Source organism: Streptomyces sp. NPDC101152, from assembly GCF_044768275.1.
In the GTDB taxonomy this organism is placed as follows: Bacteria; Actinomycetota; Actinomycetes; order Streptomycetales; family Streptomycetaceae; genus Streptomyces.
The window spans coordinates 114696-134741 of the sequence record NZ_JBIWPO010000007.1; the positions used below are offsets into that span (position 1 = coordinate 114696).

The following is a 20046-nucleotide window of genomic DNA, read 5'->3' on the forward strand; positions in this document are numbered from 1 at the left end:
CGAGCCTGCGGCGGCTCGCTCGAGCACAGGTGGAAGACGGATGGAGCAGGGCAGGCCCGGTCGGTCCTCGAGCCCGCTTCGAGGCGGGGCGGCCAGGCTGCCCGTGCGTTGCGTCCCGTCCGCGCCGTTCCTGAGGAGAGCCGATGACCGAGGCCCTTGTCCGCACCGACCTCTACGCACAGGTCCAGCACTTCTACGCCCACCAAATGCAGGCCCTCGACGCGGGCCGGTTCGAGGACTACGCCCGCACGTTCACCGAGGACGGCGTCTTCCAGCACTCCCCGGGCGTCGAGCCGGCCGTCACCCGGCCCGGCATCGTCGCCGAACTCATCGCCTTCCAGCGGCGGTTCGAGAACGACCCGGTGCAGCGGCGGCACTGGTTCAACCACATCGCGCTGACCCCGCAGCCCGACGGCATCGTGCTCTCCACCGTGTACGCCCTGGTGGTCACGGTCCGCCCCGGCAGCAAGCCGGAGATCGCGCCCAGCTGCGTGGTGCACGACATCCTCGAATGCACCGAGGAGGGCATCCTCACCCGCTCCCGGCGGATCACCCACGACCAGATGTTCTGAACCCGCGGCCCGGGACGGCCGGCTCAATGGCTGGGCCCCGGCACCAGCGGTACGAACGGCTCCCCGCCGTCGAGTTCAGGGGCTCCGCTGAGAACCGCCTGGTGCAGCCGCTGGAGCCGGGGCGAGGGTTCCACGCCCAGTTCCCGGTGGAGCCGTTCGCGCAACCGCCGGAACTCCTGGAGTGCCCGCCATGGGCTGCCCGAGCGGCACAGAGCGGTCATCAGCTGGGCGCAGAGATTCTCGTTCAGCGGGTGCTGGGCGACGAGCGTGCGCAGCTCACCCAACAGCGCTGAGTGTCTGCCGAGCCGCAGTTCCACCTCCATACGGTCCTCCTGCACCTGCATCCGGGTCTCCTCCATCCCGATGACGTCCACGCCAAGTACCCGCCCAACCGGTACGTCGACCAGCGCGGGACCTCGCCACAGCGCCAGGGCGCGGGTGAGGTACACGGATGCGGGGCGCACGTCGCCGGCCGCCAGGGCGGTGCTGCCACGGGCCGCCAGGCTCTGGAACTCCGTCCAGTCGCAGTACTCCGGCCGGGCGGTGATGCGGTAGCCGCCCAGGGTGGTCGCCAGCAGGTCCTTGGGGGACCGGCCGGAGTGCGGCGCCTGAGCCCGGGCCATGTGCTTGCGCAACTGGAGGATGTACGTCTGGAGGGTCGTGGCGGCGCTGCGTGGGATGTCATCGCCCCACAGCTCCTCCATCAGGGTCGCGACGGGTACGACACGACCGGCCCGCAGGGCCAGCAGCGCCAGGATCTGACGGGGCTTTCCCGCCGTGGGCACGATGGACTGCCCGTTCTCGGATACCGCGAATTGTCCCAATACCTCGATGTCCATAAATTGTCCTTCGGAGGTCTGTGGATTCAATCGGTTTCCCGAGCCTCGCATCCGGCGGTGAGCGCAGCCCAGTTACGCCGTCATCAGTGACGGTCTGAATCGGACACCGCACCGTGAGGAATTCATGTCTCCGTTTGTGTGCGCCGGCCGACGACATGTTCGGCTTGATCTGACCCAACCTGTCAACCAACTTGTGTGGATGTGACGTTCATTATATGAATGTGGTGTGTCACGCCCTCGCCCCTTGGACAGGCCGCACCCTGTAAGGAATGGTGGACATGACCACATTCACGGGGGAGGGCAGGGGTATGGAGGACGCACGGAACCGGGAACCGCTGGCCTGGCTGCCGGTGTGCATCGTCCTTGTTGTTCAACTTTCAATTGCAGTACTTGGATTCCTCAATCTGCTGGCCGGTCACCCGAAGCGGATCGACGTCGCCGTGCTCGGGGTCAGTTTCACCGCCGTACTGCTGATCCAGGGCGTCCACTGTGCGCCGGGGGCCGGGCTGTTCCGGAACAGGTACGGGAGGCTGACGCTGGGCCTCCAGGCGCTGCTGACCTACGGTCCGCTGTTCGTTCTGGGACTACCCTGGAGCGGTATGTCGGGTTTCCTGGCCGGATCGGCGCTGCTGCTGCTGCGCCCTCCGTGGTCCGTACTGGCGTTCCTGGCCTCGGTCGTTGTGACCGGGGGCTTCATGGGGGCGGCGGGCCAGGGCCTGCTGGGGATCGCGATCGGTGTCCTGTCCTGCATCGTCAACGGCCTGATGGTGTACGGCCTGACCCGCGTCTCCGCCGCGAACGCGCAGATGCGGCAGGCGCGCGACGAGGTGGCCCGCCTGGCGGTCGAGAAGGAGCGGATGCGGGTTGCCCGCGATCTGCACGACCTGCTCGGGTTCAGTCTCTCGGCCATCGCGCTCAAGGGTGCGTTGGTGGACCGGCTGCTGGACGACCGGAAAAAGGAGGCGCGTTCGGAGCTGCGCGAGGTCCTGGAAATCTCCCGTCGGGCCCTGTCGGATCTGCGCTGCGTCAGCCACGGATATCGTCGCCTTTCCCTGGCAGCCGAGTTGTCCGCGGCCTGCCGGGTGCTCGATGCCGCGGGGATCGCCGTGCAGGTGCAGGCTGACCTCTCGGAAATCGACCGGGAGCCGCTGAGCGAGGATCAGGCGACCGTTCTCGCCACGGTTCTTCGTGAGGGCGTGAACAATATATTACGGCACAGTGACAGCGAGAACTGCCGCATAAGTGTCGCCCGTACGCGCCGAAATATGATTCTCACGCTCTCCAACGACGGAGTGCGTACACAATCCCCGTTCCACGGCATGCAGCCGACGGGCGCCGGACTCGACAATCTCGGGGCCCGTCTCGATGCCGTCGGCGGCACCTTCGAGGCCGGCGCCATGGGCGACGGATGGTTCCGGCTCACCGCCTCCTGTCCCTAGGAGACGGCTCGTCCGTTCAGCGTATCCAGCCCTCTTCCTTGGCGATCCGCACGGCGTCCAGCCGATTGCGCGCCTGGAGCTTGGTGACGACGGCCGTCAGATAGTTGCGCACGGTTCCCAGGGAGAGATGCAAGGTCCCCGCTATTTCCGACACCTTGTTGCCTTCCGAGGCGAGCTGCAGGACATCGGTCTCCCGGCGCGTGAGCGGAGTGCCGTTCCGCAGGGGGAGTGCCCGGCCCGGTTCGGGCTCCCAGGCGGTGGCCGGGATCCGGGAGTCTATGATCCGCCGGCCGGAGGCCACCTGCCGGATGGCGGAGGCGAGATCGGCCGGTGGCGCGTTCTTCGGCAGGAACCCCCAGACGTGCGCGTCGATGGCACGGTGCACGGTGCCCGGTGCGTCCAGCGCGGTGAGGACGACCACCCGGCAGTTGGGAACCTCCTCGTGCAGGGCGCGGGCCGCGTCCAGCCCGCTGATGCCGGGCAGGCCGATGTCGAGCAGGGCTATGTCGGGCCGTAACTCCCGGGCGGTCGACAGGACGCCTCGCCCGTCCTCGATCTCCGCGACGACAGAGAAGTCCGGTTCGAGCTCCAGCAGTGCCACCAATGCGCCTCGTACCATGTGCATGTCCTCGGCCAGCAAGATCCGGATCACCGGTTCTCCTCCCGTTGCTGTCGTTCAGTCGTCGGCACAGGGAAATGGCGTACATCACAGAAATCTACGTCACCGCTCACGAACCACCTGGAGCGAACGTACCGAACCGGACGGAACCGGGGCCGGGAGCAGTGCTTCGAGCGGTGCTCGACCAGGGCGGACGAGGATCGGACACCGCTTCGTGTCCGCTCCTCGCACCCCCCGGGAGGCATGGTGTCCGCAGCCACGATCACCGAGGTCGCCGATGGCGTCTTCGCCCATGCGCAGCCCGACGGAGGCTGGTGCCTCAACAACGCGGTGCTCGTCACGGGTCGGGAAGGAAACCGGTCCGCGGCCGACGGCGGGCACCGGGCGCTGCTCGTGGACACGGCGGCGACCGAGGCGCGGGCCCGCGCCCTGCGTACCGCCCTGCTCGATGTCTCCCCCACCCCGCCGCAGCTGCTGGTCAACACACACTTCCACGGGGATCACACGTTCGGGAACTTCGTCTTCCCCGAGGCCGTGGTCGTCGGCCATGAGCGGTCTCGTACCGAAATGGCGGAAGCCGGACTGCACTTGACTGGGCTGTGGCCCGACGTCGACTGGGGCGACCTCGAACTGACCCTCCCGCAGGTCACCTACCGGGACCGGCTCACCCTCCACGTCGGCGACATCCTGGCCGAATTGATCCACCTCGGGCCCGCACACACCACCAACGACACCGTCGTCTGGCTGCCCGGGCAGCGGGTACTCGTCACCGGTGATCTGGTGATGGCGGGAGTCACGCCCTTCTGCCCGATGGGATCGGTCAGCGGGACCCTCGACGCGCTGGGGACACTGCGTGCCCTCGGCGCCCGCACGGTGGTCACCGGACACGGTCCGGTCGCCGGTCCCGAGGTGTTCGACACCACGGAAAGCTACCTGCGGTGGATCCAGGACCTGGCGCGGGAAGGGCTCGCCGCGGGCCTGACGCCGCTCGATGTCGCGCGGCAGACCGATCTCGGCGTGTACGCCGGACTACTCGACTCCGAGCGCCTGGTGCCCAATCTGCACCGGGCCTACGCGGAAGAGCGTGGCGTGGCGCCGGGCGAACCGCTCGACATCGGCGCGCTGTTCCAGGAGATGGTCGAGTTTCACGGTCGGCTGCCAGCCTGTCGCGCCTGAGTCTCCCAGACCGAGAAGGCCCCCTGGTGGTACAGGACGGGAGAACGGGGGAAGGACTCGGCGCCGTCCACACGGCCTATGAAGATCCAGTGGTCGCCCGCCTCGACGGCCCGCACGACCACGCACTCGGCGTACGCGAGGGTGAGGTCCAGTAGTACGGGGGCGCCGTCGCTGACATCCGACGGTACCCACCGTACGTCCGCGAACTTGTCGTCCGAGCGGCCCGCGAAGACCCGTGCGGCGTCCTGCCCGCCCTCGGCGAGCACGTTCACCACGAACGACCGTGAGGCGCGGAGCGCGCTCAGCGTCTGCGAGCGCTTGTCCACGCAGATGAGGAGCAGCGGCGGCTCGATGGACACGGCGGAGACCGCGTTGCAGGTGAACCCACGGGGACGTCCGTCCTCGGCCGTCGCCGTGACCACCGCGATGGCGGTCGGGAAGGATCCGAACACCTCGCGGAAGCGCGCCGCGTCCACTGGCATGCCGCTCACTGTCGCCTCCGGCCGGTCGACTGACGTGACTGGGAGTACGTCGCCCACTCTCACCGCCGGTCCTGGAACCGGGGTGGACCGCCGCTGGAGGCCGGGAGCAGCGGGGTCCAGCGACTCCTTTGCTGCACGGAAGGGGCTCCGTGGAGGCTGGGCGGCGGCGCCCCAGCAGCTCTGCCACGAAGCTGAGCAGGTCTGCAGGGTTCGCTACATCGCCGGTTCCTGGGTGAGGACCCGCGCACGGTGCCGTGGGAGGTCGTGGAGTACTTGGCCGGGCGGCTCGGAGTCGAGGACGCCTCCTGCGTGAAGCGGTATCCGGAGCGGCGCAGGATGCCGTACGAGCGGACTTCCTGGTCACCGCGGAGCGCAACCACCGATTACGGGGCAGGGCCAAGTCCATGACACTCCGTCCAACACCTTTTGCTGCACCGGTGCGTCAGGAGGAGCCGCCCCAGGGTAACTGGACGGGGCGGCGCCTGGTCTTCGCACTTGTCCTGCGGCGTCCGGTCAGCTGGTCGGCGCGTGGAACACGTAGGTGGCCGAGTAGGGCACGCCGATTGCTGGTCAGCCGGGGTTCGGCAGGGTGTGGAGCCGCCGTGCCGGGTGGAAGCGTGCCACGCGAGAAAGCCGTCCTGTCGATCGCGTGGGTGATGACGTCGGTTCAGCCGCCACGTGTGGAGGTGGCCTTGAGTAGCAGTTCGGGTCGGGCAGCAACGGGCACGGCCCTACGTGATCATGGAGTCTCTCTACGTTCTGTGACCCCGAAGGACAGCCGTGCCCGCGCTGCCGTCGTGCCTGATCGAACCCCTCTGGGACCAATTCGCCGCTCTGCTGCCCGTCCGTACGGAGTTCGCCGCGAGCCGCCCACTCGGCTGCTATCGCCGCAGGATCCCCGATCGGACGGTATTCGAGCATGTGGTACTCGCGCTGGTCCACGGCTCGGGCTACGAGCGCATCTCCACCCCCGGTTGCTCCGATCGCACCATCCGCCGACGCGTCAAGGAGTGGGCTGAGCAAGGGATTTCCGAAGCTGTACATGCTCTCGCGCTGCAGGCGTACGACCGCTTGATCGGCCTGGACCTGTCCGACGAGTCCGCCTGGCTGCAGTGCAGCTACACGGTCAGCGATGAGGAGTGGGGCCCTGGTTTCAACGGGCAGTACGCCTGCCCACCCACCGGCTGTCCGTGCGCCTCGACTTCCCCGCCGACCTCGAACCCCAGGTGTGGGGAACCGAGACCACCCTGACCGCCGTAGCGCTGCCGTTCCGAACCGCCATACGTCAGACGCAGGAGGACGGACGCAGCGTCTTTGCGTGGTCAACCGAAGATCCACCCCTGCACGCCCACTACCGGCTCGAATGGAAGTTCCGTGCACGCCCAGACCGCGAGGAGACCCCGCAGCCGATGGAGACCGCCGTGACCGCCAGCGAGAGGATGCGCGCCGTCGGCGTCGTCCAAGAGGGCGACCCGATCCTGCTGAAGAGGGCCCGCCCGTTCACGCTGCCCGATGAGGCCGAGGATGCCCGCCGGGTCGTCGCCGAGCTGGTCTCCGCGTGCGAGCGGGCCTCAAGCGTCCACGTGTTCGGCAAGGGCATGGGGATGGCGGCGCCGCAGATCGGCATCGACCGGGCCGCGGCCATCGTCCGCTCGCCCGACGGCGAGATGGTGACCCTCTTCAACCCGCGGATCGTCGAGGAGTCCAGCGACACCGACGAGCAGTACGAGGGCTGCCTCAGCTTTTTCGACGTCCGCGGCATGGTGCCGCGCCCGCTCGCCATCAGCGTCGAGCACACCGACGTTGACGGCCAGCAGCGCATCACCATCTTCGAGCGGGGCATGGCCCGGCTCGTCGCCCACGAAGTCGACCATCTCCACGGGCTGCTGTATCGCTTGCGGATGCGGGAGGGTGTCGAGCCGATCCCGGTGTCGGAGTACCGCGGCACCGGCAGCAGCTGGCAGTACGGGGCGTCGGGGGAGTAGGCCATCGACGGTTGCCGTCGTCTCACGCATATCTCACAGACCTTGTGTGAGACGACGGTCACGAAGCCTCTGACCTGGCCTTTTCCTGCTCTCCCTGGAACTGATGGACGTCACGGACGACCCGTAAGCTAGGGGCATGGCCTACGAGATTCCGGTGACGCAAGCCAGGGCTGAGCTCGCCGACCTGATCAACCGGGTGGTGTACGGCGGTGAGCGGGTCGTCGTGACGCGGCACGGCAAGCCCCTCGTCGCCCTCGTCTCCGCCGCCGACCTGGAGCGACTCGACGCGCTCGACCAGCCGGCCGAGGAGCAGGTGATCAGCGCCGTCAGCGCCGTGCGCGAGGTCGCCTCCGCTCCCCGCGAGCACCGGCGGTTCGGCATCGCGGCGGAACACCGGGGGCCGAATCCGTCCTGAGAGGCGCCGGGGCCTGCGCGACGGCCCGGCCGCCGGCCGCGCGTGCCCTGGCGGGGGCTGAGCGCCATCGACGGCTGCCCGTCGGACAGACCGCCCTGCGTCCGCGCTGTGGCTCTGTGCCGGTACCCGGCGGGAGCCACGGCCGCCGGTTTCGGCGCGTGCTTGGATCACGGATCGGTTAACTTGTTCGAAACGCGGCCCAACTAGCCTGCGGGTCCACGCCACCAGGGACTTTGCCCCGTGGCTGCGGCAACCGGATCCCGCACGGGCCCGGAGCGAGGACTGTGAGGTGGGACGTGCAACTGACCCCGCACGAGCAAGAGAGGCTGCTCATCCACGTGGCGGCCGACGTCGCCGAGAAGCGCCGGGCCCGCGGGCTGAAGCTCAACCACCCCGAGGCGGTCGCGCTCATCACGTCGCACATCCTCGAGGGCGCGCGTGACGGCCGCAGTGTCGCCGAGCTCATGGCCTCCGGACGCAAGCTCCTGACCAGGGACGACGTCATGGAGGGCATCCCCGAGATGATCCACGACGTCCAGGTCGAGGCGACCTTCCCGGACGGCACCAAGCTCGTCACCGTCCACGACCCGATCGTCTGACGGGAGAGCGCCGTGATTCCCGGAGAGATCCTCTTCGCCGAGGACCCGATCGTCTACAACGAGGGCCGCGAGGTCACCCGGCTGACCGTCCTCAACGCCGCCGACCGGCCCGTCCAGGTCGGCTCCCACTACCACTTCGCCGAGGCCAATCCCGGCCTGGACTTCGACCGCGCCGCCGCGCACGGCAAGCGGCTCAACATCGCCGCCGGTACGGCCGTACGCTTCGAACCGGGCATCCCCGTCGACGTCGAACTCGTCCCGATCAGCGGCGCCCGTGTGGTGCCGGGCCTGCGCGGCCAGACCGGAGGTGCCCTCGATGCCTGAGATCTCGCGCGCCGCGTACGCCGACCTGTTCGGCCCGACCACCGGCGACCGCATCCGGCTCGCCGACACCGACCTGATCATCGAGGTCGAGGAGGACCGCTCCGGCGGACCCGGGCTCGCCGGTGAGGAGGCCGTGTTCGGCGGCGGCAAGGTCATCCGGGAGTCCATGGGCCAGTCGCGTGCCACCCGCGCGGAGGGAACGCCGGACACGGTCATCACGGGTGCGGTGATCGTCGACCACTGGGGGATCGTCAAGGCCGACGTCGGCATCCGCGACGGCCGGATCACCGGGATCGGCAAGGCCGGCAACCCCGACACCATGGACGGGGTCCACCCCGACCTGGTGATCGGCCCGGAGACCGAGGTCATCGCCGGCAACGGGCGGATCCTGACGGCGGGCGCGGTCGACGCGCACGTCCACTTCATCTGCCCGCAGATCGCCGACGAGGCGCTCTCCGCCGGCATCACGACCCTGGTCGGCGGCGGCACCGGTCCGGCCGAGGGCTCGAAGGCGACGACCGTCACCCCGGGGCCCTGGCATCTCGCGCGGATGCTGGAGGCGATGGAGCAGTACCCGCTCAACATCGGCTTCCTGGGCAAGGGCAACACCGTCTCGCACGAGGCGATGCTGTCGCAGATCCGGGGCGGCGCGCTGGGCCTGAAGCTGCACGAGGACTGGGGTTCGACCCCGGCCGTCATCGAGGCCTCGCTGACCGTGGCGGACCGGACCGGCATCCAGGTCGCCATCCACACGGACACGCTCAACGAGGCCGGGTTCGTCGGCGACACCCTCGCCGCGATCAACGGTCGCGGTATCCACGCGTACCACACCGAGGGCGCCGGCGGCGGGCATGCGCCGGACATCATGACCGTCGTCTCCGAGCCGCACGTGCTGCCGAGCTCGACCAACCCGACCCGGCCCTACACCGTCAACACCGCCGAGGAACACCTCGACATGCTGATGGTCTGCCACCACCTCAACCCGGCGGTGCCGGAGGACCTGGCCTTCGCCGAGTCCCGCATCCGGCCCTCGACCATCGGCGCCGAGGACATCCTGCACGACCTGGGCGCCATCTCGATCATCTCCTCCGACTCCCAGGCCATGGGCCGGGTGGGCGAGGTCGTCCTGCGCACCTGGCAGACGGCGCACGTGATGAAGCGGCGCCGGGGCGCGCTGCCCGGCGACGGGCGGGCGGACAACCACCGGGTACGGCGCTATGTCGCCAAGTACACGATCAATCCCGCACTCGCCCAGGGACTGGCCCGGGAGATCGGCTCCGTGGAGAGCGGGAAGCTCGCCGACCTGGTGCTGTGGGAGCCCGCCTTCTTCGGCGTCAAGCCTCATCTCGTCGTCAAGGGCGGGCAGATCGCCTACGCGCAGATGGGCGACGCCAACGCCTCCATCCCGACGCCCCAGCCGATCCTGCCCCGGCCGATGTACGGCGCGATCGGGCGGGCGCCCGCCGCCAACTCCTTCAACTTCGTCGCCCCGTTGGCCATCGAGGACGGGTTGCCGGAGCGGTTGCAGCTGGGCAAGCGGTTCGTCGCCATCGAGTCGACGCGGGGGGTGACCAAGGCGGACATGCGTGAGAACGACGCGCGGCCGCGGGTGCGCGTCGATCCCGACAGCTTCGCCGTGCACATCGACGGAGAGCTCGTCGAGGCGACTCCTGCCACCGAACTGCCCATGGCCCAGCGGTACTTCCTCTTCTGATGGTGTCGTGATGTCGAGGGCTGCACTTCTTGTCCTGGCCGACGGGCGGTTCCCCGCCGGAGGGCACGCGCACTCCGGCGGGGCCGAGGCGGCCGTGAAGGCGGGGCGGATCACGGGCGCCGCGAGCCTGGAGGAGTTCTGCCGGGGGCGACTGCACACGGCGGGGCTGGTCGCCGCGTCGGTGGCCGCTGCCGCCGTACTCGGCGTGGAGCCGGGGGAGCTGGACGCGGCCGCGGACGCGCGGACGCCGTCGCCGGCGTTGCGGGTGGCCGCGCGGAAACTGGGGCGGCAGTTGATGCGGGCCGCGCGGGCCACGTGGCCGTCGGACGAACTCGATGCCGTGGCACGGCGGTTTCCGAAGGGGGCGCATCAGCCGGTGGTGCTGGGGCTCGCCGCTCGGGCGGCCGGGTTGGAGGCCGTCGATGCGGCCTACTGTGCGGCGTACGAGAGTGTGAGTGGGGCGGCCAGTGCCACGGTGCGGTTGCTGAGTCTTGATCCGTTCGATGCCGCGGGGGTGTTGGGGCGGGTGGCGCCCGAGCTCGATGTGGTGGTCGGGCGGGCGGTGGAGGCGGCGCGGGGGGTTGTCGAGGGTGGGGTGGATGTGTTGCCGGCCGCGTCGGCGCCGCTGCTCGAGATCGGGGGGGAGGTGCATGGAGGGTGGGGTGTGCGGTTGTTCGCCTCGTAGGTCTTCTTCGCCCCCGCCGCCCCTACCCGTCCCGTCACCCGGGGCTGCCGCCCCTTCGACCCCGCCCGCGGGCCTGCCCCCTGGACCCGGGGCTCTGCCCCGGACCCCGATCGGCCCTTCGGGCCTCGTCCTCAAACTCCCCCAGAGGGGGGACCCCAGACGGGCTGGATGTGCCGGACCGGCTGATTTTGCGGGGCGGACCGGATTTGCCGGCGGGCTGAAATTCGCAATCAAGGAGCCGTTTCATGCATCTCGATCACTCCCACGACGCTTCCTCCGCGGTCAGTGCCGACGCTCACCGGCCCGATGGGGTGCGGCGGGCTCTGCGGATCGGGCTCGGGGGGCCCGTCGGGTCGGGGAAGACTGCTACCGTGGCCGCTCTGTGCCGGGTGCTGCGGGACGAGTACTCCCTTGCCGTGGTCACCAATGACATCTACACGCGTGAGGACGCCGAGTTCCTGCTGCGGGAGGCCGTGCTGCCACCCGAGCGGATCGCCGCCGTGGAGACGGGGGCCTGTCCGCACACCGCCATCCGGGACGACATCTCCGCCAACCTCGAAGCGGTCGAGGATCTGGAGGACGAGGTCGGCCCGCTGGAACTCATCCTCGTCGAGTCCGGTGGGGACAATCTCACCGCGACCTTCTCCAAGGGCCTCGTGGACGCGCAGATCTTCGTGATCGACGTGGCGGGTGGGGATGACATTCCGCGCAAGGGCGGGCCGGGTGTCACCACCGCTGATCTGCTCGTCGTCAACAAGACCGATCTCGCCCCGTACGTCGGGTCCGATCTGGAGCGGATGGCCGCCGACGCCAAGGCGCAGCGGGCCGAACTGCCCGTGGTGTTCCAGTCGTTGCGGAGTGAGGCGGGCGTCGCGGACGTCGCCGCCTGGGTGCGGGGGCAGCTTGCCGCGTGGTCGGCGTGATCGTGAGCGGGGTGCGGGCCACCGCGCGGATCGCGGCGCGCGCCGACGGCCGGGGCGTTACGTCGTTGCCGGTGCTGGAGGGGGAGGGGCCGCTGGCGCTGCGGCGGACCCGGGGCAGCGGCGGCGAGGCCCGGGTCATGCTCGTCGGGGCGATGAGCGGGCCGCTCGGGGGAGATCACTTCACAGTGGAGGCGGACGTCGAGGAGGGCGCGCGGCTGCGGGTCGGGTCGGCCGCCGCCACCATCGCCCTGCCGGGGCAGGCGAAGGGCGAGGCGTGTTACGACGTGCGGCTCAAGGTCGCAGACGGTGGTGAACTGGAGTGGTTGCCCGAGCAGTTGATCTGTGCCGGCGGGAGTGATCTGCGGGTCGCCACGCGGGTTGATGTGGGGGGCGGCGGTCGGCTTGTGTTGCGGGAGGAGCAGGTCCTCGGGCGGTTCGGGGAGCGACCCGGACGGTTGAGCAGCCGGCTGTCGGTGCGGGTCGGGGGGCGGGTGGTGCTCGATCAGGAGCTTGTCTGCGGGCCCGGAGCGCCGGGCGGCTGGGACGGGCCCGCCGTGCTGGGCGGGCATCGTGCGGTGGGGCAACTGGTCGTCGTACGGCCGGAGTTCGGGGCGGAGCCGGTAACGGGCCGGGTGCTGGGGGAGAGTGCCGTGCTGATGCCGCTGGCCGGGCCCGCCGTGCTGGTGAGTGCCGTGGCCACGGACGCGCTGCGGCTGCGGCGGGTCCTGGACGAGGCACTGGCCGCGCTGGGCTGAGTATCCGCTGAGCGGGACACGGTGTCCCGGTTATCGGAATGGTAAAGAAGGTCAACGCCCCCTGTTCTCAGGCAGCTCACAGCCGGGAGGATCCCTCTGTCAATCGAATAGACGTAGGGGGAGGACCTCGCTTTGAGGGAAATCAGACCGAACAGGCGGACGACGGTGCTCAGTTCGGCCGGAGTGCTCGTCACGGCGGCGCTCATAGCGGGCGCGGTCGTGGCGCCAACCGCCAGCGCGAGCGACCGGCACGGCCAGGACCCCGAGGCCAAGGGAGCCGCGATCGCCGCGGCGCGGGCCGCGAAGGCCGGAATCAACTGGCAGGACTGCCCCGCCGGCTGGGGCTTCGTCAAGCCCATCCAGTGCGGCTGGGTCAGCGTGCCGGTGGACTACGCCAAGCCGTACGGCAAGCAGATCAAGCTCGCCGTGGACCGGATCGGCAACACCGGGACGAAGGCGGACCGTCAGGGCGCGCTCGTCTACAACCCGGGCGGCCCCGGTGGCTCCGGACTGCGCTTCCCGACCCGCGTCACCAACAAGAACCCGGTGTGGGCCAACGTGGCCAAGGCGTACGACTTCGTGGGCTTCGACCCGCGCGGCGTCGGCCACTCCGCGGCCATCTCCTGCGAGGACCCGCAGGAGTTCGTCAAGGCGCCCAAGGCCGACCCGGTGCCGGACAGCGAGGCCGACAAGCTCGCCCAGCGCAAGCTGGCCCGCGAGTACGCCGAGGGCTGCGCCGAGCGCAACGGCAAGGCGATGCTGTCGCAGATGACCACGCCGAACACCGTGCGCGACCTGGACGTCATCCGTGCCGCGCTCGGCGAGAAGAAGCTCAACTACCTGGGCGTCTCCTACGGCACCTACATCGGCGCCGTCTACGGCACGATGTTCCCCGGCCACCTCCGCCGCATGATCGTGGACAGTGTGGTCGACCCCTCCCGGGAGAAGATCTGGTACCAGGCCAACCTGGACCAGGACGTCGCCTTCGAGGGCCGCTGGAAGGACTGGGAGGACTGGGTCGCCGCCAACGACGCCGCCTTCCACCTCGGCACCACCCGCGCCGCCGTCCAGGCCAAGTGGGTGCAGCTGCGCGCCACCGCCAAGAAGAGCCCCATCGGCGGGGTCGTCGGCCCGGCCGAGCTGATCTCCTTCTTCCAGAGCGCCCCGTACTACGACTCCTCGTGGGTGCCGGTCGCGACGGTGTTCAGCAAGTACTTCGCCGGCGACACCAAGGCGCTCGTCGACGCGGCCGGACCCGACCTGTCCAACACCGCGGGCAACATCGCCTCGGAGAACCTCAACGCCGTCTACACGGCCGTCGAGTGCACCGACGCCAAGTGGCCCACCAGCTGGAAGAAGTGGGACAAGGACAACACCGAGCTCAACAAGAACTACCCGTTCATGACCTGGGCCAACGCGTGGATGAACCTGCCGTGCGCCACCTGGCCGGTCAAGCAGCGGACCCCGGTGGACGTCAGGACCCACAAGGGCCTGCCGCAGGTGCTGATCGTGCAGTCCACGAGGGACGCCGCCACCCCGTACGAGGGCGCCGTCGAACTGCACCACCGCTTCCGGGGCTCCCGCCTGATCACCGAGAAGGACGCGGGCTCGCACGGCGTGACCGGCCTGGTCAACCCGTGCATCAACCAGAAGGTGGACGACTACCTCCTGAGCGGCAAGCTGGACGCCGCGGACGTGACCTGCACCCCGCACGCCACGCCCAAGCCGTAACCGGCAGGTGCACGAAGTGAGGGGCGGCCGGAACACTCCGGCCGCCCCTTGCTCGCGTTCGTCCCGCGTCATCCCAGCGGCATGCGCGGGAAGCGGCGCTCCTTGTCCACGGCTCCGGCCGCCTCGGCCTGCTGCGCCTTGACGACCGCCGCGTACTCGTCGACGTACTCCTGCTCGGACAGCTTCAGGATCGCGTACATGATCTCGTCGGTGATGGCCCGCAGGATCGCCTTCTCGTTCTCCATGCCGGCGTAGCGGGAGAAGTCGAGGGGCTTGCCGAAGCGGATGACGACGGGGTGGAGGTTCGGGATGACCTTGCCGGGCGGCTGCGCCTCGAAGGTACCGATCATCGCGCAGGGAATCACCGGGACCTGGGCCCTGAGGGCCATGACCGCGACGCCGACCTTGCCCTTGTAGAGGCGCCCGTCGTGCGAGCGGGTGCCCTCGGGGTAGATACCGAGCAGCTCGTTCCTCCTGAGGACCCCGAGGCCCTCGCGGATGGCGGCCTGGCCCGCTTCCTTGCCGGTGCGGTCGACCGGGATCTGCCCGGCGCTGCGGAAGAAGGCCGCGGTGAGCCGGCCCTTGATGCCGGGCCCCGTGAAGTACTCCTTCTTGGCCAGGAAGGTGATGCGGCGCTTGAGGATGGCCGGCATCAGGAAGTGGTCCGAGAAGGACAGGTGGTTGCCGGCCACGATGGCCGGGCCGGAGTCCGGAACGTGTTCGAGGCCTTCTATGCGGGGCCGGAAGACCAGTCGCAGCACAGGTCCCAGCAACACGTATTTGAGCACGTAGTAGAACAAGGGGTCGCTCCTCACTCCGGCGGATCGCCTCGGCCGCCGTGTTCTGGCAGGTCAACCGGCGTGTTGCGGGGCTGCCAGTGTAGAGGAGCGAGGCGCCGGACGGGCAGGCCGTGGAGCAGGTCCGTGACCCGGGAGGGATCTTCCGGACCGAGGTGGCCGGAAGAGGGGAAGTCGTACACCCGGAAGCGGTTGTGCGGGGTGAGCTCGTCGGCTTCGGCGATCATACGGTCCTGCAGGGCCGTCGCCACGGTCCGGTCCTTGCCGAAGCGCAGGTAGCTGCGGGGAACCCGCCCCCAGGTGCCCGCGCGCCCCACCGCCCGGTCCCCGTACGCCGCCATCGACTCGTCGGTCTGCATGCCGTCGAGCACCCGCAGGAACGCGGCGTCCGAGTAATTGGCGCAGATCATCTCCTTGAAGCGGTCGAGCTCACGGCGGTCGCCGGTACGCCAGTTGAGACGCAGCACGCCCAACGTCCCCGGATCGCCGACCTGTCGCAGAGGGGTGAGGGCCTGCTGTCCCTCCGGCGAGGAGGCGCAGTCGCTCAGCGACGGCATACTGCGGCTCGGGCAGAAGGCGGCCATGTAGCAGATGTGCGCGAGGAGTTCGGGCACGGCGTCGGCGACGCGGCTGACCGAGACCCCGCCCATGCTGTGCCCGACCAGCACCACCGGACCGCCGAGCAGCGCGGCCCGCCGTACCGCCCGGGTCACCCGCCGTTCGTAGTCGTCCAGGGTGAGCGCGGCGACCGGTGAGGGCTCGGTGGCGAGCGCCCGCAGGTCCTGCGTCTGGTATGCCTTCGGGATGAACTTCTCAGTCCCGTGCAGGGGTTGGTCCACCGCGACGACCCGGTGGCCGCGCAACGCCAGTTCCCTGCCGATCGCACCCCAGAAGGCACCAGCGCTGTGCGTGCCGTGCACCAGGACGTACGTCCGCACCGCCGGCCTGCCGCCGCCGCCCGTCGCCCGCGCGGTGCCCGCCCCGAGCCCCGTCGCGAGCGCACCGCCTCCGGCCGCCGCCGCGAGCCCCCGCAGGGCGAGTCGGCGAGAGAGTGAACCGCTGTCCGTGCTCGGGGAGTTGACGTTCTCGTTGTCTGCCATGCCCACGACGCTACGAAGCCCCGCGTAGTCCCACCATCGCCCTGCCCACCCGGCCGGGGGTGTACATGGCGACACCGTCGACGCTCACAGGCGCACGATCACGAGTGCCGTGTCGTCGGTCGCGCCGCCCGGCGGCAGCAGTTCCAGCAGGACGGCGTCCGCGAAGGTCTGCGGGTCCTGGTGGCGGTGACGGCTGAGGGCGTCTGCGAGGCGGCCCAGGCCGGTGTCGATGTCCTCATGCCGGCGTTCGACCAGACCGTCGGTGTAGAGGACGAGCGTGGCGCCCTCGGTGTAGGTCGTGCTGGCCTGGGGCCTGGGGAACGGGTCGGGCCGGGCGTCCAGCGGTGGGTCGGTGGCCCGGTCCAGGAACTCCACGCGGCCGTCGGGGTGGACGAGCAAGGGCGGGAGATGACCGGCGCTGCTGTAGGTGATCGTGTGGTGGTCGTAGTCGATGAAGGTCGTGACCGCGGTGGCGGACTCGGCGCCGTCGACGACGTTCGCGTACCTGCCCAGCACGTTCAGCGCCTCGGCCGGTCCCTCGGCGACCCGCGAGGCGGCGCTCAGCGCGCTGCGCAACTGGCCCATGACCCCGGCGGCCTCCAGACCGTGCCCCACCACGTCGCCCACCGCCACGGCGATGCGGTTGCCGCCGACCAGGTCGACGAGGTCGTACCAGTCCCCGCACACGTTCAGCGCGCCGACCGCGGGCCGGTAGCGCACGGCGGCGTCGTGGTGGCCCACCTGTCGGCGGGCGGGCAGCATGGCCTCCTGCAGGGCCAGGGCCACCTCGCGCTCACGGGCGTGCGCCTGCCGCAGCCGCTCGTTGAGCTCCTGGAGCTCGCGGGCCCGGGTGTACAGCTCGGCCTCCAGGACGCGGGCCCGGCCGCCGGTCGGGCCGCCACGCGCCTTGATCAGCTCGGTGACCTCCTCCACCCGGTGCACGATCAGGGCGACCTTGCCGTCCCGGCCGGGCACCGGCGCGTTGATCGGGCTCCAGTAGCGCTCCTCCCACTCCCCGGGCCGCTCAGGGTTCTCGACGTCGTAGCGCTGCAACGCCATGGCGTCGCGCTCGCCGGACGTCGTCACCCGCTGGAGGGAGGCCGCCAGGTTGCGCATGCCGGAGGCGGACGGGTTGTTCGGGTTGTCCGGGAAGACGTCGAACAGATAACGGCCGACCATCTGCTCCCGCGTGCGCCCGGCGCCGCGCAGGAACTCCTCGTTGACGTCCGCGAACACCAGCTCGGGCGTCAGCAGGGCCACCATGCCGGGCAGCGCCTGGAACACCGCCGCGTAGTCGATCTCCGTGTCCGTCATGGCGTCCGCCTCGTAGCCGGGATCACACCATTTTCCTACCTCACGCGAGGTATGTGTGCCTCCCGTGTGTCAGTCGGGCGGACCGGTCAGGGACTGCTCCGCCCAGATGACCTTCCCCTCGGGGATGAAACGGGTGCCCCAGCGCTGGGTGAACTGGGAGACCAGCAGCAGCCCCCGGCCACCCTCGTCGGTGGTGCGCGGATGGCGCAGGTGGGGGGCGGTCGCGCCGCCGTCGGACACCTCGCAGATCAGGGCGCGCTCCCTGATCAGGCGCAGCCGGATCGGTCCCTCGGCGTGCCGGATGGCGTTGGTGACCAGCTCGCTCACCACCAGCTCCGTGGTGAACGCCAGCTCCTCGAGGCCCCACTCGGTCAGCTGCCGGGCGGCCTCCTTGCGGGCGTCGGCGACCACGGCCGGATCGGCGGGCAGGTCCCAGTCGGCGACCTGGTCGTCGCCCAGGAGCCGGGTGTGCGCCATGAGCAGCGCCACGTCGTCGTCGGGCCGGGCGGGGACCAGCGCGTCGACCACGGTCCGGCACGTCAGGTCGAGCGAGGAGGCGCGCCGCTCCAGGGCAAGGCGCAGTCGCTCGCGGTCGGCGGCCGCGGCCCGCTGCTCGTCCCCCCGGGCCAGCAGTCCGTCCGTGTGCAGGGCGAGGACGCTGCCAGCGGCGAGGACCAGCTCGACGGCCTCGAAGGGCGGGCCGCCCGCGCCGAGCGGTGCCCCCTGTGGAAGGTCGACGAAGCTGACGCTGCCGTCGGGCAGGACGACGGCGGGCGCGGGATGGCCCGCGGCGGCCATGGTGCACTGCCCGTCGACGGGGTCGTAGACGACGTACACGCAGCCGGACCCCACCGCCTGGCCACCGGTCGCCTCCGGCTGCACGCCCTCCTCGCGCGCGGTCCGCGCCACCAGGTCGTCGAGATGCGCCAGCACCTCCGCCGGCGGCAGATCCAGCGCCGCCAGGGTCCGTACGGCCATCCGCAGCCGTCCCATGGCCGCGGCCGCGTCGATGCCGTGACCGGGCACCTCGCCCACGACCAGGGCGACCCGCGCGCCGGACAGCGGGATCAGGTCGTACCAGTCGCCGCCCAGGCCGGTCAGCTCGTCTGCCGGGCGGTAGCAGGCGGCCACCTCCACCGCGTCCTGCTCGGGCAGCCTGCGCGGGAGCAGACTGCGCTGCAGCACCAGGGCCGCGTCCCGCTCCCGGGTGTAACGGCGGGCGTTGTCCACGCAGACGGCGGCCCGGGACACCAGGTCCTCGGCCAGGCTCAGGTCGTCCTCGTCGAACGGCTCCTGCCGGCCCCTCCGGAAGAAGCTGGTGACCCCGAGGGTGACGCCCCGCGCCCGCACCGGCACGATCATCACGCTGTGCAGCCCCAGCTCCAGGAAGGTCGCCGCCCGGTCGCCCGGTATGTCCGTGGCCCACTTCTTGGCCAGCGGGTCAAGCCGCTCCTCGCGCCAGGAGTCGCCCGCGGTCAGCGAGCGGATCGGCGGCGAACCGGCGAGGTAGGTCGCGACCTCCCCGACCTCGACGACGGCCTCCGGGACGCCCGGGTTCACCGACTGCTGCCCGGCCCTGCGCAACGGCACCGGCTCCCCGCCGCCCAGCGGTTCCGGCGCGCGCTCCGCGCCCCGCAGCACCCACTCCAGCAGATCCACGCAGACGAAGTCGGCGAGCTCCGGCACGGCCACGTCGGCCAGCTCCTGGGCGGTCCGTCCGATGTCCAGGGTGCGCCCGATGTGCTCACCGGCCCGGTCGAGCAGGGCGAGCCGCTGCCGCGCGCGGTGCTTGTCGCTGATGTCGACGACTGTGTAGTAGACGCCCATCGGATGGCCGTGGTCGTCCTCGAGACGGGTGAACGACATCATGTGCGCCGTCTCCCGGTGCGGCGCCGAACGGACCTGGCCCACATGCTCGTACCCGACGATCGGCCGACCGCTCTCCAGGACCCGCCGCATCTGCGTCTCGATGCCCTCGGAGTCGATACCGGGCTGGATCTCCGCGAGCCGTCGGCCCAGCCGTTCCCGGGCCGAGCCACCCCCGAACTGCTCCAGGGCCGCATTCGACCACACGCACCGCAGGTGCGCGTCCACGATCGCTATGCCGACGGGGGAGCCGGTGACCATCTGCTCGAGCACGGCGCGGCTCATGTCCCAGCCGCGCGCGCCCGCCATGTCGGAGAGCAGGACGAGCCAGCGGGGCGCCCCGCCGGGTTCCTCCGCCGGAGTGACCCGCACCATGACCCGCACCGGCCGCCCGCCCTTGCCGCGGGCGGTCAGCAGCCCGGCCCAGCCGCCGTCCCTGCGGCACCGCTCGGCCAGCTCCGGCACCCGCGCGGCGTCCTCGGCGGACAGCAGACCCCGCACCCCGGTGCCCACCACCTCGGCCGCCGTGTACGCCAGCAGCCGTTGGGCGTCCCTGGTCCAGCTGGTCACCACGCCCCGGGCGTCGAGCAGCAAGGGCGCGGCATCGGCCACGTCGAACCGCTGTAGGGCGGCGTCCTGCTTCTCGTGAGTGCCCACGGCCGACCTCTCTGTCGCTGAGAGTGGTCTACCACCTCTTGACCCATCTTCACC

General features: G+C 70.5%; 19 protein-coding genes and 1 pseudogene. 13 read left to right on the forward strand and 7 right to left on the reverse strand.

From position 1 onward, the window contains the following. Positions 1–143: 143 nt before the first annotated feature. The gene (locus tag ACIRVK_RS11990) at positions 144–572 is read left to right on the forward strand and encodes a nuclear transport factor 2 family protein (RefSeq protein ID WP_404245815.1); all 429 of its coding nucleotides are present in this window, start codon (positions 144–146) and stop codon (positions 570–572) included. Positions 573–595: 23 nt separating this feature from the next. On the opposite strand, the gene ACIRVK_RS11995 is transcribed toward ACIRVK_RS11990, so the two are convergent. Beyond that, a complete protein-coding gene (locus ACIRVK_RS11995) occupies positions 596–1411 on the reverse strand; it encodes a BTAD domain-containing putative transcriptional regulator (protein ID WP_404245817.1) in 816 nt (271 codons plus the stop codon). A 278-nt stretch (positions 1412–1689) separates the two neighbouring features. Between ACIRVK_RS11995 and ACIRVK_RS12000 the strand changes: the two genes are divergently transcribed. After that, entirely contained in the window at positions 1690–2850 is a 1161-nt protein-coding gene (locus tag ACIRVK_RS12000) for a sensor histidine kinase (protein WP_404245819.1), read from the forward strand. A 16-nt stretch (positions 2851–2866) separates the two neighbouring features. Here the strand turns inward: ACIRVK_RS12000 and ACIRVK_RS12005 are convergent, their stop codons facing one another. Next, on the reverse strand, positions 2867–3502 hold the full coding sequence (locus ACIRVK_RS12005; protein WP_404245820.1) for a DNA-binding response regulator: 636 nt from the start codon (positions 3500–3502) through the stop codon (positions 2867–2869). A 210-nt stretch (positions 3503–3712) separates the two neighbouring features. Between ACIRVK_RS12005 and ACIRVK_RS12010 the strand changes: the two genes are divergently transcribed. Beyond that, positions 3713–4645 carry an MBL fold metallo-hydrolase gene (locus tag ACIRVK_RS12010; protein WP_404245822.1) on the forward strand — a complete coding sequence of 311 codons (933 nt, stop codon included), beginning with the start codon at positions 3713–3715 and terminating at the stop codon, positions 4643–4645. On the opposite strand, the gene ACIRVK_RS12015 is transcribed toward ACIRVK_RS12010, so the two are convergent. Continuing rightward, the gene (locus ACIRVK_RS12015; RefSeq protein WP_404245824.1) at positions 4615–5127 is read right to left on the reverse strand and encodes a flavin reductase family protein; all 513 of its coding nucleotides are present in this window, start codon (positions 5125–5127) and stop codon (positions 4615–4617) included. The two genes, ACIRVK_RS12010 and ACIRVK_RS12015, sit on opposite strands and share 31 nt — an antisense overlap. Before the next feature lie 780 nt (positions 5128–5907). Here ACIRVK_RS12015 and ACIRVK_RS12020 point away from each other — a divergent pair. From ACIRVK_RS12020 to ACIRVK_RS12065, 10 genes and pseudogenes are all read left to right on the forward strand, one after another. Beyond that, positions 5908–6228: pseudogene (locus ACIRVK_RS12020) on the forward strand (transposase); the annotation flags it as partial. Between the two features lie 320 nt (positions 6229–6548). Next, complete coding sequence (locus tag ACIRVK_RS12025) at positions 6549–7112, forward strand: peptide deformylase (RefSeq protein ID WP_404245826.1); 564 nt, start codon at positions 6549–6551, stop codon at positions 7110–7112. Between the two features lie 136 nt (positions 7113–7248). Further along, the gene (locus ACIRVK_RS12030; protein ID WP_404245828.1) at positions 7249–7527 is read left to right on the forward strand and encodes a type II toxin-antitoxin system Phd/YefM family antitoxin; all 279 of its coding nucleotides are present in this window, start codon (positions 7249–7251) and stop codon (positions 7525–7527) included. Positions 7528–7823: 296 nt separating this feature from the next. Then, entirely contained in the window at positions 7824–8126 is a 303-nt protein-coding gene (locus ACIRVK_RS12035) for an urease subunit gamma (RefSeq protein ID WP_141310265.1), read from the forward strand. A 12-nt stretch (positions 8127–8138) separates the two neighbouring features. Beyond that, the gene (locus ACIRVK_RS12040) at positions 8139–8450 is read left to right on the forward strand and encodes an urease subunit beta (RefSeq protein WP_404245830.1); all 312 of its coding nucleotides are present in this window, start codon (positions 8139–8141) and stop codon (positions 8448–8450) included. Further along, positions 8443–10164 (forward strand): urease subunit alpha, encoded by a 1722-nt coding sequence (locus tag ACIRVK_RS12045; RefSeq protein ID WP_404245832.1) that lies wholly within the window; start codon positions 8443–8445, stop codon positions 10162–10164. Before ACIRVK_RS12040 ends, ACIRVK_RS12045 begins: the two co-directional genes overlap by 8 nt. Before the next feature lie 10 nt (positions 10165–10174). Beyond that, positions 10175–10849, forward strand: coding sequence for an urease accessory protein UreF (locus ACIRVK_RS12050; RefSeq protein WP_404245834.1), 675 nt, complete (start codon positions 10175–10177; stop codon positions 10847–10849). 245 nt (positions 10850–11094) lie between these two features. After that, entirely contained in the window at positions 11095–11772 is a 678-nt protein-coding gene (ureG, locus tag ACIRVK_RS12055; protein ID WP_404245836.1) for an urease accessory protein UreG, read from the forward strand. Beyond that, positions 11769–12527: an urease accessory protein UreD gene (locus ACIRVK_RS12060; RefSeq protein WP_404246138.1), complete on the forward strand. Its 759-nt coding sequence runs from the start codon at positions 11769–11771 to the stop codon at positions 12525–12527. The genes ureG and ACIRVK_RS12060 overlap by 4 nt, the downstream gene beginning before the upstream one ends. Positions 12528–12659: 132 nt before the next feature. Beyond that, entirely contained in the window at positions 12660–14258 is a 1599-nt protein-coding gene (locus ACIRVK_RS12065; protein WP_404245838.1) for an alpha/beta hydrolase, read from the forward strand. A 68-nt stretch (positions 14259–14326) separates the two neighbouring features. Here ACIRVK_RS12065 and ACIRVK_RS12070 read toward each other — a convergent pair whose 3' ends face one another. From ACIRVK_RS12070 to ACIRVK_RS12085, 4 genes are all read right to left on the reverse strand, one after another. Then, entirely contained in the window at positions 14327–15058 is a 732-nt protein-coding gene (locus tag ACIRVK_RS12070; RefSeq protein WP_404245840.1) for a lysophospholipid acyltransferase family protein, read from the reverse strand. Between the two features lie 11 nt (positions 15059–15069). Beyond that, the gene (locus ACIRVK_RS12075) at positions 15070–16155 is read right to left on the reverse strand and encodes an alpha/beta hydrolase (protein ID WP_404245842.1); all 1086 of its coding nucleotides are present in this window, start codon (positions 16153–16155) and stop codon (positions 15070–15072) included. Positions 16156–16239: 84 nt separating this feature from the next. Beyond that, the gene (locus ACIRVK_RS12080) at positions 16240–17469 is read right to left on the reverse strand and encodes a PP2C family protein-serine/threonine phosphatase (RefSeq protein ID WP_404245844.1); all 1230 of its coding nucleotides are present in this window, start codon (positions 17467–17469) and stop codon (positions 16240–16242) included. Positions 17470–17538: 69 nt separating this feature from the next. After that, positions 17539–19992, reverse strand: coding sequence for a SpoIIE family protein phosphatase (locus ACIRVK_RS12085; RefSeq protein ID WP_404245846.1), 2454 nt, complete (start codon positions 19990–19992; stop codon positions 17539–17541). Positions 19993–20046: the final 54 nt, after the last annotated feature.